General features: G+C 50.1%; 12 protein-coding genes. 5 read left to right on the top strand and 7 right to left on the bottom strand.

The window, feature by feature from the left end; genetic code table 11:
• The first annotated feature begins 309 nt into the window (after positions 1-309).
• The 4 genes from I3X05_RS07155 to I3X05_RS07140 all read left to right on the top strand — a co-directional run bounded on the left by I3X05_RS07155 (position 310) and on the right by I3X05_RS07140 (position 4,865).
• A complete protein-coding gene (locus I3X05_RS07155) occupies positions 310-1,581 on the top strand; it encodes a TolC family outer membrane protein (RefSeq protein ID WP_139046403.1) in 1,272 nt (423 codons plus the stop codon).
• Complete coding sequence (locus tag I3X05_RS07150) at positions 1,581-2,198, top strand: OmpA family protein (RefSeq protein ID WP_045571607.1); 618 nt, start codon at positions 1,581-1,583, stop codon at positions 2,196-2,198. The genes I3X05_RS07155 and I3X05_RS07150 overlap by 1 nt, the downstream gene beginning before the upstream one ends.
• Positions 2,199-2,320: 122 nt before the next feature.
• Entirely contained in the window at positions 2,321-2,671 is a 351-nt protein-coding gene (locus I3X05_RS07145; protein ID WP_045571606.1) for a DUF2750 domain-containing protein, read from the top strand.
• A gap of 208 nt (positions 2,672-2,879) precedes the next feature.
• Positions 2,880-4,865, top strand: coding sequence for a tetratricopeptide repeat-containing diguanylate cyclase (locus tag I3X05_RS07140; protein WP_045571605.1), 1,986 nt, complete (start codon positions 2,880-2,882; stop codon positions 4,863-4,865).
• Here I3X05_RS07140 and queC read toward each other — a convergent pair.
• Both queC and queE read right to left on the bottom strand, forming a co-directional pair.
• Positions 4,810-5,502 carry a 7-cyano-7-deazaguanine synthase QueC gene (queC, locus tag I3X05_RS07135; protein WP_045571604.1) on the bottom strand — a complete coding sequence of 231 codons (693 nt, stop codon included), beginning with the start codon at positions 5,500-5,502 and terminating at the stop codon, positions 4,810-4,812. The genes I3X05_RS07140 and queC overlap by 56 nt on opposite strands.
• A 12-nt stretch (positions 5,503-5,514) precedes the next feature.
• On the bottom strand, positions 5,515-6,183 hold the full coding sequence (queE, locus tag I3X05_RS07130) for a 7-carboxy-7-deazaguanine synthase QueE (RefSeq protein WP_193166655.1): 669 nt from the start codon (positions 6,181-6,183) through the stop codon (positions 5,515-5,517).
• A 164-nt stretch (positions 6,184-6,347) separates the two neighbouring features.
• On the opposite strand from queE, the gene I3X05_RS07125 reads away from it, so the two are divergent.
• Positions 6,348-7,166 (top strand): Cof-type HAD-IIB family hydrolase, encoded by an 819-nt coding sequence (locus tag I3X05_RS07125; protein ID WP_045571602.1) that lies wholly within the window; start codon positions 6,348-6,350, stop codon positions 7,164-7,166.
• Between the two features lie 59 nt (positions 7,167-7,225).
• Here I3X05_RS07125 and I3X05_RS07120 read toward each other — a convergent pair whose 3' ends face one another.
• From I3X05_RS07120 to acnD, 5 genes are all read right to left on the bottom strand, one after another.
• Positions 7,226-8,650, bottom strand: a complete 1,425-nt coding sequence (locus tag I3X05_RS07120) for a bifunctional NUDIX hydrolase/phosphatase PAP2 family protein (protein WP_337971086.1) — start codon at positions 8,648-8,650, stop codon at positions 7,226-7,228.
• Positions 8,651-8,854: 204 nt separating this feature from the next.
• Positions 8,855-9,340 carry a GNAT family N-acetyltransferase gene (locus tag I3X05_RS07115; RefSeq protein ID WP_193166653.1) on the bottom strand — a complete coding sequence of 162 codons (486 nt, stop codon included), beginning with the start codon at positions 9,338-9,340 and terminating at the stop codon, positions 8,855-8,857.
• 160 nt (positions 9,341-9,500) lie between these two features.
• Positions 9,501-11,381: a propionyl-CoA synthetase gene (locus I3X05_RS07110; RefSeq protein WP_337971085.1), complete on the bottom strand. Its 1,881-nt coding sequence runs from the start codon at positions 11,379-11,381 to the stop codon at positions 9,501-9,503.
• Between the two features lie 25 nt (positions 11,382-11,406).
• Complete coding sequence (prpF, locus tag I3X05_RS07105) at positions 11,407-12,603, bottom strand: 2-methylaconitate cis-trans isomerase PrpF (RefSeq protein WP_425304498.1); 1,197 nt, start codon at positions 12,601-12,603, stop codon at positions 11,407-11,409.
• 56 nt (positions 12,604-12,659) lie between these two features.
• Positions 12,660-15,257 (bottom strand): Fe/S-dependent 2-methylisocitrate dehydratase AcnD, encoded by a 2,598-nt coding sequence (gene acnD / locus I3X05_RS07100; RefSeq protein ID WP_337971163.1) that lies wholly within the window; start codon positions 15,255-15,257, stop codon positions 12,660-12,662.
• Positions 15,258-15,318 lie beyond the last annotated feature (61 nt).

Genomic DNA, 15,318 nt, shown 5'->3' with positions numbered 1-15,318 from the left:
TTGCTCACACAGTCTCATTTATGAAGCAATATCACGAATTGAACTCTATTCGTGCGCAACTGCATTTGTTTAAAACATCGATTTCAACAAGTTAGAAAATGGAGTTGGAATTCGTTACAATGACTGATATTTTGCGATTGAGTACGCAAACTCAGCATCGATTCAATGATTTGTTGCGCTAAAAAATTGACGTTTCATCGTAATCTTCTCAAAATTAAGACAGCTAATCTCTTAGACTTAGCGCAAACAACGAGTAGGAGAAATTGAGTGAAGTGGACCCGAATAAGCACATTAGCCGCTGGGCTAGTGATGACACTTCCTGTTATGGGGCAAACATTGGAGCAAGCGGTTGCCATTACGCTTGCCACCAACCCCGAACTAAAAAGTGCATTTAACGAGTTCTTGAGTAAGCAATATGCCAATCAGGCTTCTTCTGGCGCTTACTTGCCAAGAGTGGACTTAGATGCAGGTGTCGGCTTCGAATCCATCAATCCTGCTGGTAATCCTCCTCGTGACTCGACGGATATGACTCGAAAAGATGCGTCTTTAACTTTGACGCAACTGATTTGGGACGGTTCTGCCACACTCAATGATATGGATAGAACAGCCGCGGAAGCGGAGTCGTTACGTTACCAACTGTTAGCAGACGCGCAGGATAAAGCCCTAGAAGTGACCAAAGTCTATCTGGATGCGGTGAAAGCGTACGAAATCTTAGCGCTCTCTGAAAGCAATCTCATGACTCACAAACGTATTTACAGTGACATTAAAAAACGGGTGAACTCAGGCATCGGTTCTACCGCAGATTTGTCTCAGGTCGAAGCCCGCTTGGCGAAAGCGCACGGTAACTTAGCCGCAGCACAAAATAATTTGTTTGATTCTCATACTATGTTTACCCGTTTGGTTGGACAGACACCCCAATCACTGATTTTTCCGCGAGCGGATCAAGAGAGAATTCCGTTTACTGTCGATGAAGCTATAAGCCAAGCTTTTGAGCACCATCCGGTGCTTAGAGTTGCAACGGTGGATGTCGATTCGGCCCGTTTTCAGTATAAGCAGACCAAAGGCCGCAACTATCCTACCTTTACGTTTGAAGCGTCACAGACTTGGCGTAGCGATGCAGGTGGTATTGAGGGGCAGAGTGACGAGCTCACAGCCATGCTTCGTATGCGTTACAATTTGTACAACGGCGGAACAGATTCCGCGAACTCTGAAAGTGCCGCTTATCAACTGAACAAAGCAAAAGATCTTCGCGAAAGAAGTTACCGGAGCGTCGAAGAGGGTTTACGCCTAGCTTGGAGTGCGCTTGACCTTACTTTACAGCAGAAAGAGTTTTTGGCCGATCACGTTGACTCTGCTTCCGACACTGTGATTGCTTACGAAAAGCAGTACCGTATTGGCAAACGCACTTTGCTTGACTTGTTAAATACCGAGAACGAGCTGTTCGAAGCTCGCAAAGGTTACTTAGACGCTAAATATGCAGAGCAATACGCCAAATTTCGTGTGATGAATGCAACGGGGCAATTGCTCGATACGCTGCGAGTCGATATCCCTAAAGAGTGGACCCAAAAGGTGGAATACTAATGAAACCATACACTTTACCTTTTGCCTTAGCTGCTATTTTTCTATCTTCCTCCCTAATGGCGGACGAATATGATTACCGCCCCACTCCGGTTGCGGATCAAATTGATGATTTACAAGACCAAGACAGAGATGGCGTAATTAACGCCCGCGATTTGTGTCCCGATACGCCAAGTACAGCGGAAGTCGATAACGATGGCTGCGGAACTTACATCAAAACGACCCAGCAAATGCAGATCCGGGTGTTATTTGCCAACAACTCCGACGTGATTAACCCGGTATTTCGCAGTCAAATCAAAGAACTGGCTGAGTTTTTGAAACTTTATCCATCCACTTCAATCGAACTGCAAGGCTTTGCCAGCCGTACAGGCAATGCAAAACTAAACCTTGAGCTGTCTCAACGCCGAGCAGACAACGTTAAAGAGATGCTCATCAGTTATGGCATTTCATCAAATCGAGTACGCATTGTAGGCTTTGGTGACAGTAAACTGGCTAACGACGGCGAGGACGAAGTCAGCCACGCTTTGAACCGTCGCGTAGTGGCCTCCGTCGTTGGTCACAAAGGTGACATCAAAGAAGAATGGACCATTTTTACCCGTCTACCAAAAAGCAAGAAATAATCATTGGGGCGAAAAAGCCCCTTATCTTTGTCGAGCCGACACCAGCGCAAACTCAGATACTCATTGGTAAGGCTGCGATAAAATGGTACCCTACGCGGGTCTTTTCATATCGAGATTTTAAAATGAGCAAATTAACTGCGGATATTCAAGCGAATCTGGACCTTTTCATTCAAGAAACTCAAGAAACCAAGCTGGTTTGGGGCCTTCGAAATGAAGAAGGATGGCTGGCTTGTGACTCTTCAGAATTTGAAAATAGTGAAGTGATGCCGTTTTGGTCTGCTAAAGAAGATGCCGTCGCACACAATGTAGAAGAGTGGGCTGATTTTGAAGTACTTGAAATTCCTCTTGATATTTTCGTTGAAGATTGGCTTATCACCTTAGATGAAGACGGCGTGCTGGTTGGTATCAACTGGAATGCGCAATTGGAAGGTAAAGAACTTGAGCCGGCTGAGCTGGCAAAAATGTATCTATAATCGTTAAGTGATGTTTGCTTAAAAGAGAGGCTGGTTCAGTACCAGCCTTTTTTACAGCTTTGCTACACTGTAGATACATTTATCAACTCTGGTATATTGCTCTTTGATATACGACGTATTGTATATTTCACTATCTCGAATGCATCACACCTTTTCATTTACAAAAAGATATCATTCCTGTATCTCATTTTTACCATCAAATCAGCCCATGTTTAAACGCAAGCTACTACTTTGGCTCACAATCAGTACTTTTTCTTGTATGACGCTCGCAGACAACAGCGGACTCCATCAGTGGTTAGGCGTCTACCAACAAAAACTCAGAGCCGAAGACAATCGCGCCCTAGATCTCTTGCAAGATCGTTACGCCGCCCTCCTTCCAGGCGCGGAAAAACTATATGTGAGTGGTTTACTATTTGATTATCTTTTTGCACGCAATCAACCCTATTATGGCGCGAGTCAAAACAAAAACACTCACTTCTCTCGCCAAGAATCACTTTACATACAAGCGCTATATGACCGACAGAAAGGCCAGTATGAACAAGCGGTTAAAGGTTTTACGACCTTACTCAACCAAGCAACACTAAGCGAAGTACGTAAAGTGCAAGAACTGCTGTTATATCAGCTTTGTTATACGCTCAACGAACAAGGCGACTACCATAAAGCCAAGTTTTTCTGCTCTCAACTCAAGCTTTTTGCCGCTGAAGAGGGTCAATCTTTGCTACCGAAATACTTGGTTTATCGCGTGATCGCCAATAACGAACATTTCCGAGGCGAATTTGAGCAATCTCTTATTCACTATCAAGCGGTGCTGCGTCATCTACCTGCAAACGCGGATGTCTCTGCCGCTTACAACGATACCGGCAATTTGCTACGCGAATTAGGCCAATACGCGCAAGCCGAAGAGTATTTGCTTAAAGCCAAGGAAATTCGCGAAAACGGACATTCTCCGGCTGCCTTAGCACAAATATTGCACAGCCTTGCAGAGCTCTATCACGATCGTGGCGATCAGCCGCAAGCAATCCTCTACTACGAGCAAGCACTCGCGATCTTGATTAAGGAAAATCGCAACTTTGGTCTGGTCATGACGTATCTTGGTTTGGGCTCTCTCTATCTACAAATGAATGATACAGAGAAAGGTTCACACTATCTTGAACTCGCGCTTAAAGCGGCAGAGCAAGGGCAAAACCACCGCTTAGCGGCCGAGGTTCACTCTCGATTTAGCCTCGGTTATCTTGAGATGGGCAAGCTCAGCGAAGCGATGGCGCACGCCACACAGGCTTATAACCTCGCAGTATCGATGGATATGCCCGTAATCGAAGCGAACGCCTTACTATTGCAGTCGAACATCGATGTGCAGCAAGGGAACTACCAGAAAGCCTATCAACACTACACGCACTATTCCCAACTCGAACTTAGCTTCAGAGACAAAGACACAACCAAAGCGATTGAGGCATTGGATCTCGCGCAAAAGCAGTTCGACTATCAGTTACGCTTAACGCAGCTTCAAAGTGACACTGAGCGCAAAATGCGCTTAGTCAAGAGCCTTGAACAAGAGAAGTTTCTCTATTCTCTGTTGTTGATTGCGTTAGTGACTCTACTGCTCGTTTTGGCGTTAGCCAATCATCGCTACCGTAAGCAGCAACAAACCGATCGATTAACAACAGCGTTGAATCGCCGTGCAATCATTGAGGCAATCGAAGCGCAAACGACTAACAGAGTCCCACATAAAGTGCCGGTACTGATTCTGTTTAAATTAGATAGTGTTAAAGCCGTCAATCGGGAGTTTGGCCACGCGTATGGCGATGAGCTATTACATACTATCGCTTGCAATCTTATCGCCCATCTTTTGCCAGGGGAGTTATTGGGACGGCTCAATGGAACAGAGTTTATGCTGTTGCTGAAAGAGGTTGACGAGGTAGATGTGCCAATGCGCGTTGAACAGCTAAGCCAACGTATCGCCAGCAGCGTGATTCATGCAGAAACTGGCGAGCCGATCCAGCTTAACGCCTATATAGCCTATCTTGTTTTAGAGCGTTCAGCGCCAAACTTCGACTGCGTCTATAACAAGCTCGATTTCGCGCTCTCTCAACGGCAAAGAGAGCGCAAAATGGGAGTCGTTGATGCGAGCCGTCTGCCAGTTAAGCTTGAGCCTGTTTCTCAAGCAGCGACGCCATCACAAGCGGTTGGTTATTAAGGTAGTCATCAAGCCCCGCTTTGCGCAAGTGGCATGATGGACAATCACCGCAACCATCCCCAATCACACCGTTGTAACAGGTCAAGGTTTTCTCCCTGACCAGTTGCAACGCTTTGTGTTGATCGGCCAATGCCCACGTCTCCGCTTTGTTTAACCACATTAGCGGCGTTTTAATGGCCAAGGCTTTGTCCATCCCTTTAACCAACGCACTGTTCATTGCTTTGACAAATTCGTCACGGCAATCGGGATAGCCAGAAAAATCAGTTTCGCACACCCCCGTTATCACAGTATCAGCACCGATTTGGTAGGCGTAAATGCCCGCCAAAGTCAGAAAGAGAATGTTGCGCCCGGGCACAAAAGAGTTCGGTAATCCATTGGCTTGAAGTTCATGCGAAACAGGAATGTCATCACGCGTCAGCGAGCTAATCGCCAGCTCATTGAGTAACGTGACATCCATCACTTTGTGTGCTTTGACACCCAAGTCCGCGGCAAGTTGTTGTGCAACTTCAATCTCCAAACGATGGCGCTGGCCATAATCAAACGTGATGGCATGGACCTCATCATACTCATTCAGAGCTTGCACAAGACAAGTGGTTGAGTCTTGACCACCACTAAAAACCACTACCGCTTTATTCATCGCTTATCCCTTCTAGGCAATACTTAAATATTTGTGGGTTTGAACCGATAAACGCCAGTTACGCGCAATACAAGTCTCAATACACAATTGCGTCGCTCTGGCTTTCTGACTGATTGGTTGCAGGGCTATCGTCGTTGTAGCAGGCACTTGTGCTCTGGCCAACAACAGGTCTAACTGCTCAATGTCTTTTTCTGTACCGACCGGATGTTTGATTTCGTTGGCTCGCAGCAAAGCACTATCAAGCACGGGTAATTTACCTTTCATCGCCACTTTGGGTGACACTGTCACCCAGGTTTTACGCGAAGTCTGCACGGGATAGGTACCACTCGTCTCGATTTGGCATTGGCAGCCGATCGCTTCAAATGCTTCGGTTAGAGAAGTTAAGTCATAAATGCATGGCTCGCCGCCGGTGATCACTATGTGTTTGGCATTGAAACCTTGCTGTTGATACTGAGCCACAATCTCCTCGGCGTCAGCATTACACCAACTTGGGCTATCTCCCGATTTGAGAATGATTTCGCCAAACGTGCGTTGATCCTGCGCTAAAGCTTGCCAAGTTTGTTTGGTATCACACCAAGAACAGCCTACTGGGCACACTTGCAAACGGACGAACACCGCTGGCACACCAGTAAAAACGCCTTCACCCTGAATGGTTTCAAACATCTCGTTAACTTTATACAACTTAACTCTCAACCCTAACAATAAATCGCAAGGCGCAGACCTTAAAGGAGTCCCGCTCTCAGGTCAAATTAATCTGCTGGGAACACAAAAATTCAGTGTTAATCTGACTCGTTTTGGTGTTTCATTACCACTTTGTCTTCTTCTTCAAAGTTTAGTAGGTAAGTATGTTCAAGTTAATCGCGCTGGATATGGATGGCACTTTGCTCAACAGCGACAAGCAAATCTCCGACGAAAATAAGGCGGCGATTGCGCGTGCTCGCGCAGCAGGCGTGACGGTGGTACTGGCCTCTGGCCGTCCACTGGAAGGAATGCAAGACAAGTTGGATGAGCTCGGTATCTCCTCAGACAGCGACTTTGTTCTTTTCTATAACGGCTCGATGGTGAAGAACGTCGGCAGCGGCGAATTAATTCATGAACAAATTATCGATGGCAAAAGCGCGAAGCAGCTTGCCCGCTTAGCAGAAAAACTCGGCGTTTACGTTCATGCCTTCAGCAAGGAGCACGGTTTGATTACCCCTCAAACCAACCCTTACACAGAAATAGAAGCTAAGATCAACGGCTTGCCGATCACTGAAATGAACTTCGAAGCACTCGCAGACGATCACCCGATCATCAAAACCATGATGGTTGCCGAGCCGTCGCTGCTCACCGAAACCATCGCCAAACTGCCTAGTGAGCTGCATCAACAGTTTACCGTAGTGCAAAGTGCACCATTCTTCCTAGAGTTTCTTAATCCATTGAGTAACAAAGGTATTGGTGTAGCGGCGATTGCCGAACATCTCGGCATCCAAGCGGAAGAAGTGATCTGTATGGGCGATGCCGAGAACGATCACCATATGCTGCAATACGCGGGCGTGGGCGTGGCGATGGCCAATGCGATGGAGCAGACAAAAGCGATTGCCAATTACATCACTGCATCCAATAATGATCACGGCGTCGCCAAAGCGATCGAAAAATTTGTTTTTCCGAGTGAGCAGAGTTAACTCGTCACCCAAAATAAACGCCTCAGTCGAGGCGTTATTTTCATCTCACAGCAAGTTGTTTACGCTTGCCTACCCTTGCAAAGTGGCAACACCAGCAACATCGCGACCAAGAGCGACGATGGGTAGCGCAACGTTTCTAAAATATAGGAATAAAGTCCGCTAGAAGAAAAGTGGGTTCGCAGCAAAGTGAGCAACAAGTTAAGCGTTAGCAGCACCACAATCAGCACTAACGCACGCGCTTGAGTCAAACTGCACACTTTTTTGCGCCACATCAGCACCAGAAGCGGCATTAACATCAGGGTGGCAAGCCAAGCGGAAAACACTGGTAACGGCCAGATAAAAGTCAAGCCAACGGCCACGGCGACAAGTGCTCCCCACACTAAAGGAGAGGCAAACAGTTGTCCCAAATCCAGCTCCGCTTTTTGTTGCAAACGAAGCAAATGCCAAGCAACCAAAGCGCCTAACAGCGCGCCAATCAACAGATCAGAAAAAAACTCTGCGCCGGCGTAAAACTGTCCCAAAGCGACCAAAACGATAGTGCCAAACGCCCATTTGCCCCACTCCTTTCCCCCTTCACGCTGGGTGAACAGCAGCGCCAAGCAGACCCAAACGGCCATTGAAGCACTGGGAAAACTAAAACCCGAACTAGGAAGCAATTCCGTGCTAGGCAGATACACATGGGGCCGAGGCATCGCAAAGCCTTGCTGCGCAACCAAAGCCAATAATGAAGTGACGGTCACTGCAAACAGAGCATGCAAGGTAAAATCTCGTCCGAAGCGCCAGAGAATGAGCGGCATGACCACCAAAAGCAGTGCTGGAGTGGTGAGATAAAAAGCAAGATGTGCAACGGCCATGGCAATGGATGACAACATTTGCGATTGAGCCGCCCAAGATTGGCTAGCGGCTAACCAACCAAGGCCAATTTGACGATACGATGGCGCAGCCTCTTTGAGATCGCGCACATAACTGGCAGGTTGATTGGTGGCACGAGTAAACATTTCGCTGACCAGCGGCCACTGTTGGGGAAAACGGTATTGCTCCGCTTTGAGAGCAGTTGGCTGAAGCAGCATCGCGGAAGCAATTTCTACCCCATAATGCGGCGCAAACCAAATGGGTAAGGTATTTCCACCTAATGCATGCTGAGTGTTGTAAGCGACGATCGGCGAGTCCGACACGCAATCATAAAATACCGCGGTATCGCTGTAGCCCAGCGCTTCCCCCACCGTCACCACTAGGCCAGTTTCTTCCCACACTTCTCTTTGCGCCGCTTCGTGTGGAGGCTCACCTGCGCTGATGGTTCCACCGGGCAGCGAGATTTGCCCCGTCAGAATTTCATTCACCAGCAACAACTTGTTGTCGACACGCACAATGCAGAGCGCGCCTTTAATCCCTTCGGGTAATGGTGTTGGCAATCCAGCGGCAGAAAATGTGCTGTAAAAAAGAGAAAAGACGCCAAGGGTGATGATGAAGGCTCGTTTTAACACGTGTGAAAACCTTTGAGTTGCATGTCGATCTGGCGTTGCATCTAAACTCGGCAGAATGTTTTAGTGAGCAACAATAAGAAAATTTGTCGTCATGATGGCAGGAAGTTAGATTTTTTTCGACAAAAATTAAGCATGTAAACAGAAAAACATCCAGCAATGGGAGACTGAGCAAATTGCCGAGCTGAATGCAAACTGTCAGAAGCGTTATTTTCCGCTGATGAGCGTTTTTCGCAGCCAATGAATATGATGGTGAAACCCCGACTTTTGATAAAGAGCGATCGCATTCTGATTAAAATGCCACACTTCGACAAACACTTGGCTGACTCCATAGTCAGTGAAGGTTTGCTCGATTTTTTCCAGTAGCGTTTGCGCGATGCCCTGATGGCGATAGGCATTTACAACAAACAGCTCGTCGACACTGCCCATTGGCAAAGGTTGGCTAACGGTAGAAATCAGCTCACAAAAGTGGCCGCTGATAAAACCAATCACCTCTTCTCCTCGCTTTGCGACAAAAACCAAACATTCTGGATCATCCAGATAGCGAGCAATGCTTTTCTCTTGTTCAATCTCTTCGGCAGTTTTGAAAAATTCGGGACATTGCTGATGGTGCTCGTCATGCAGAGCAAACATCAGGTCATTGAGCGCATCGATGTCGCTTGGTTGTGCTGCTGAGATGGTGAAGTCGTTCATGGAGAGATCAATCAATTACAAAACGACAGTGTGTCGCGCGCAAAGGAGGATAGCAAGAAAATTTGTTGTTGCTCCGACAGTTATCACGCTGGAGTCGCGTAGCCAAAAACGCCAATCCCGCCATTTATCAGCGGGACTGGTACTTTTCTTGAGACAACCATCACTCTCGATGCAGTACTTTCTCAATTTCATTCAAGCTAGAGGGGTCATCAATGGTGGAGGGAACGACGTATTGCTCACCATCTGCGATCTGGCGAATGGTGCGGCGCAATATTTTACCCGATCGGGTTTTGGGCAAACGTTCGACAACCATGGCATGTTTAAAGCAGGCCACCGCACCAATCTCGTTTCGCACTTTGCCGATAAGCTCTTGCTCCAACTGCAGTTCATCGACTTTGACACCATCTTTGAGCACCACAAACCCGATTGGCAACTGCCCTTTCAGTTCATCATGCACACCCACCACCGCGCATTCCGCCACCGCTGGGTGCGCGCCAACAATCTCTTCCATTTCACCAGTCGAGAGACGGTGACCCGCAACGTTAATCACATCGTCAATGCGGCCCATGATGAACAGGTAACCATCTTCATCCAGATAACCGCCATCACCTGAGACGTAGTAACCTGGGAATTGCGACAAATAACCGGACTCAAAACGGTCGTGATTACGCCATACAGTCGGCAAACAGCTTGGCGGCAACGGGCGTTTCAACGCCACAAAGCCTTGCTGATTCGGCGGCAGCACCTCGCCCAGTTCATTGAGGATTTCCACTTGATACCCCGGAATCGGCTTAGTCGCTGAACCCGCTTTAATCGGCATCAGTTCAATGCCCGTTGGGTTGCCGGCAATCGCCCAGCCCGTTTCGGTTTGCCACCAGTGGTCAATGACCGGTTTGTCGGTTTGCGATTCGACCCATTCTAAAGTTGGCGGATCCAAACGTTCACCCGCCATAAAGATGGTTTTCACGCTCGACAGGTCATAGTGCTTAAGATACTCGCCATTTGGATCTTCTTTCTTGATGGCTCGGAAAGCCGTTGGCGCCGAGAACAGTGCAGTGACTTTGTATTCCTGACACACGCGCCAGAATGCACCTGGATCCGGCGTACGCACTGGTTTGCCTTCATACAAAATGGTTGTGCAGCCGTGAATCAGCGGCGCATACACAATGTAAGAATGCCCCACCACCCAGCCCACATCCGATGCGGCCCAGAACACGCCATTTTGCGGCATGTTGTAAATACAGTTCATCGAGTATTTCATCGCGACGGCATGACCGCCGTTGTCACGCACCACACCTTTGGGTTTGCCTGTCGTTCCTGAGGTGTAAAGAATGTAAAGCGGGTCCGTTGCCAGCACGGGCACACACGCATGCGGCAGCGCGCTTTGAATCAGCGTGTTCCATTCCAGATCGCGTTCACTGGTTAAATCGGCAAGACACTCCGGGCGTTGATACACCAACACTTTTTCCGGTTTCCAACGACTGTCCATGATCGCTTTATCGACCATAGGCTTGTAAGGAATCACTTTGTTGACTTCCACACCGCATGAGGCGGTCATAATGACTTTTGGCTCGGCGTCTTCAATCCGCACTGCCAGCTCGTTTGGCGCAAAACCGCCAAACACCACCGAGTGAATCGCCCCCAAACGCGCGCACGCTAGCATCGCCATCGCCGCTTCCGGGATCATCGGCATATAGATGATCACGCGATCGCCTTTGGTGACACCCTGCTCGGCCAACATACCCGCCACGCGCGCAACACAATCTCGCAGCGCGGTGTAGCTGTATCGCTGTTTTTTACCCGTCACCGGCGAATCGTAAATCAGCGCCGTTTGGTCGCCGCGACCCTGTTCACAGTGGTAATCCAGCGCCAACCACGAGGTGTTGAGCAAACCATCCGGGAACCAGCGTTCAATGCCGTGCTCGTCTTCTTGCAAAATGGTTTGAGGGAATTCAAACCAGTCGATGTTTTGGGCTTGAGCTTTCCAGAACGCTTGCGGCTCATCCTTTGCCCATTGATATTCCTTTAAATATGCAGACATGGTGCTTCTCCTTGATTGTTCTGGCTTAGCCGTGGTTGATGGTTTCTGCGGGCACGCGCACCCAGCCTTCCATCAAAATACGTGCGCTGCGACCCATCACGGCTTTTTCTACCACCCAACCTTGCGTCGTTTCGCTTGCACTGGCGCCAACTTTTAATGTTCCCGAAGGGTGACCAAAGGTCACCGACGTTTTCTCTCCGCCACCGGCGGCCAAATTCACCAGCGTTCCTGGCACACACGCCGCGGCAGCGATGGCAACGGCAGCGGTCCCCATCATGGCGTGATGCAATTTGCCCATCGATAACGCGCGCACCAGGACATCTACATCACTGGCTGCAACGGTTTTGCCGCTGGATGCGGTGTAGGTTTGCGGTTTGGAGACAAATGCAATTTTGGGGGTGTGCTGACGGGTTTGCGCTTCACTAAGGTCTTGAATCAGCCCCATTTTCAGCGCGCCGTAGGCACGAATGGTTTCAAACATCGCCAGCGCTTTGCTGTCGTTGTTGATGTCATCCTGAAGCTCCGCGCCCTGATAGCCAATCGACGCGGCATCAACAAAAATCGTCGGAATGCCCGCATTGATGAGCGTGGCGTTAAATGTGCCTACGCCCGGAACATCAAGATCATCGACCAAATTTCCGGTCGGGAACATAGAGCCTTCACCGTCGGCCGGGTCCATAAAATCGACCTGAATTTCCGCCGCTAGGAATGTCACGCCATCAAGTTCAAACTCACCGGTTTCCTGCACCAAGCCATCTTTGATCGGCACATGCACGACGATGGTTTTGCTGATGTTGACTTGCCACACGCGCACCTCAACCACACCGTTGTGAGGAATGCGCTCGGGCGCAATAAATCCGGCGTAAATCGCAAACGGACCAATCGCCGCCGACAGATTGCCGCAGTTGCCGCTCCAGTCGACAAACGCTTTATCAATCGACACTTGTCCAAACAGATAATCGACGTCATGATCCGCTTGGGCACTTTTCGACACAATCACGGTTTTACTGGTGCTTGAAGTGGCGCCGCCCATGCCGTCAATCTGTTTGCCGTACGGATCCGGGCTGCCAATTACGCGCATGAGCAAGCGATCGCGCGCCGCTCCCGCAACCTGCGCCGCAGGCGGCAGATCGTGTAGACGGAAAAACACCCCTTTGCTGGTGCCGCCACGCATATAGGTCGCGGGCACTCGGGTTTGAGAAGATAGGGACTGAGACAGCATCTCAGCGGTGGTCCATGGAGAAGCTATGCTGACATTGCTCATTGCATCACTCCTTCTCAGCTGGCCAAAAAGTCTTGCGCAAAACGCTGCAGAACACCGCCCGCGTTATACACATGCACTTCATCGGCGGTATCTAAACGACACGTCACCGCGACATCCAGCTTCTCGCCGTTTTGACGAGTGATCACCAGCGCCAAATCGCAGCCCGGCTTGATGTCACCCACCACGTCGTACAGTTCGGTGCCATCGAGCCCCAGCGTGAGGCGATTCACGCCCTCTTTGAATTGCAATGGCAACACACCCATGCCGACCAAGTTAGTACGGTGGATGCGCTCAAAGCCTTCGGCGACAATCGCTTCCACACCTGCTAAACGCACGCCTTTAGCTGCCCAGTCACGCGAGGAGCCTTGACCGTAGTCGTCGCCCGCCACAATGATCAGCGGCTGTTTGCGCTGCATGTAGGTTTCAATCGCTTCCCACATGCGCGTCACTTTGCCGTCCGGTTCGATACGCGCAAGCGAGCCTTGCACCACCTCGCCATTCTCTTTGACCATTTCATTGAACAGTTTCGGGTTGGCAAACGTTGCGCGCTGCGCCGTCAGGTGATCGCCGCGGTGCGTCGCGTAGGAGTTAAAGTCCTCTTCCGGCACGCCCATTTTAGTCAGGTATTCACCCGCGGCGCTGCTGGCAAGAATCGCATTCGATGGCGACAGGTGGTCGGTGGTGATGTTGTCACCCACCACCGCCAATGGGCGCATGCCTTTAAGCGTGCGTTCACCCGCCAGTGCGCCTTCCCAATACGGCGGACGGCGAATGTAGGTACTCATTGGGCGCCAGTCGTACAGTGGATTGCTGTTTTGCTCGGCGTCATCGAGTTTAAACATTTGAATGTAGACTTGATTGAACTGCTCAGGTTTAACGTGCTGATTCACAATCGCATCAATCTCTTCATCGCTTGGCCAGATATCGTTGAGGTAAATCGGCTTACCGTTGGCATCATGCCCCAGCGCATCGCGCTCGATATCAAAGCGAATCGTACCCGCCAGCGCATAGGCGACGACCAGCGGTGGCGAGGCCAGAAACGCCTGTTTGGCATAGGGGTGAATCCGACCATCAAAGTTGCGGTTGCCCGACAATACGGCGGTCGCGTACAGATCGCGATCGATGATCTCTTGTTGGATCTTCGGATCCAGCGCGCCACTCATGCCGTTACAGGTGGTACATGCATACGCCACGATGCCAAAGCCCAACTTTTCCAATTCGGGCAGCAGCTTGGCTTCTTCAAGATACAATTTGGCGACTTTCGAGCCCGGCGCAAATGAGGTTTTCACCCACGGTTTACGTACCAAGCCCAGCTCATTGGCTTTTTTCGCCACCAAGCCAGCCGCGACCACGTTGCGCGGGTTACTGGTGTTGGTACACGAGGTAATGGCGGCGATGATCACAGCACCATCGGGCATTTCACCCGCTTTCTCTTCCCACTTTCCGGCAATGCCACGTTGCACCAGTTGCGAGGTTGGAAGACGGCGATGCGGGTTGGAAGGCCCGGCCAAGTTACGTTCTACTTGGGAGAGATCAAACTCCAATACGCGTTCGTATTGCGCCGTCTCCAGCGCATCCGCCCACAAGCCCGTTTGTTTGGCGTACTGTTCAACCAGCGCCACTTGTTCGGCATCACGGCCGGTCAGTTTCAGGTAGTTGATGGTCTGCTCATCAATGTAGAACATGCCCGCGCTAGCGCCATATTCCGGTGTCATGTTGGAAATCGTCGCGCGGTCGCCGATGGTGAGCTGTTTCGCCCCTTCACCGAAAAATTCGAGATAAGACGAGACCACGCGTTCGCCGCGCAGAAATTCGGTGATCGCCAAAACGATGTCGGTGGCGGTAATGCCCGGTTTACGTTTGCCGATCAGTTTTACGCCGACAATGTCCGGCAGGCGCATCATGGATGGGCGGCCGAGCATGACAGTTTCGGCTTCCAAACCGCCGACGCCAATCGCGATGACGCCAAGAGAATCGACGTGCGGCGTATGGCTGTCGGTGCCGACACAGGTATCAGGAAACGCCACGCCGTTTTTCAGTTGTACCACGGGCGACATTTTTTCCAGGTTGATCTGGTGCATGATGCCGTTCCCGGCAGGGATCACGCTGACGTTCTTAAACGCGGTTTTACACCATTCGACGAAGTGAAAACGGTCTTCGTTGCGGCGATCTTCAATCGCGCGGTTTTTCTCAAACGCATCCGGTTCAAACCCTGCGTGTTCGACCGCAAGCGAGTGGTCAACAATCAGTTGCGTTTCCACCACCGGGTTGACTTTGGCTGGATCGCCGCCCTGCTCTGCGATCGCATCGCGCAGACCAGCCAAATCAACCAACGCGGTTTGGCCAAGAATGTCGTGACACACCACGCGCGCCGGATACCAGGGGAAATCAAGGTCGCGTTTGCGTTCAATCAGTTGTTTCAGGGAGTCTGTCAGTGCTTCGGGTTCGCAGCGGCGAACCAAGTTTTCAGCCAGAACGCGTGAGGTATAAGGCAGCGTCGCGTAGGCACCGGGCGCAATTGCGTTGACCGCTTCTTCGGCATCGAAATAACGGATATTTGTGCCGGGCAGTAGTTTGCGGTATTGGCTGTTCATTTCGTTTTGAGTGGTCATAGTATCCATCCGATTCATTACTATTCCCTTGCCACTTAAAGCAGAAAGCGTATCGCCAGTG

Source organism: Vibrio navarrensis (genome assembly GCF_015767675.1).
GTDB lineage: Bacteria > Pseudomonadota > Gammaproteobacteria > Enterobacterales > Vibrionaceae > Vibrio.
This window is presented reverse-complemented; position numbering and strand designations above follow the sequence as displayed.

Bases quoted from the DNA above. Each gene is read 5' to 3' on its own strand.
- queC (WP_045571604.1), bottom strand. From the start codon at position 5,502: ATGAATAAAGCGGTAGTGGTTTTTAGTGGTGGTCAAGACTCAACCACT.
- acnD (WP_337971163.1), bottom strand. From the start codon at position 15,257: ATGACCACTCAAAACGAAATGAACAGCCAATACCGCAAACTACTGCCC.
- I3X05_RS07115 (WP_193166653.1), bottom strand. From the start codon at position 9,340: ATGAACGACTTCACCATCTCAGCAGCACAACCAAGCGACATCGATGCG.
- I3X05_RS07145 (WP_045571606.1), top strand. From the start codon at position 2,321: ATGAGCAAATTAACTGCGGATATTCAAGCGAATCTGGACCTTTTCATT.
- I3X05_RS07155 (WP_139046403.1), top strand. From the start codon at position 310: ATGACACTTCCTGTTATGGGGCAAACATTGGAGCAAGCGGTTGCCATT.
- I3X05_RS07140 (WP_045571605.1), top strand. From the start codon at position 2,880: ATGTTTAAACGCAAGCTACTACTTTGGCTCACAATCAGTACTTTTTCT.
- I3X05_RS07125 (WP_045571602.1), top strand. From the start codon at position 6,348: ATGTTCAAGTTAATCGCGCTGGATATGGATGGCACTTTGCTCAACAGC.
- I3X05_RS07150 (WP_045571607.1), top strand. From the start codon at position 1,581: ATGAAACCATACACTTTACCTTTTGCCTTAGCTGCTATTTTTCTATCT.
- prpF (WP_425304498.1), bottom strand. From the start codon at position 12,603: ATGCTGTCTCAGTCCCTATCTTCTCAAACCCGAGTGCCCGCGACCTAT.
- I3X05_RS07110 (WP_337971085.1), bottom strand. From the start codon at position 11,381: ATGTCTGCATATTTAAAGGAATATCAATGGGCAAAGGATGAGCCGCAA.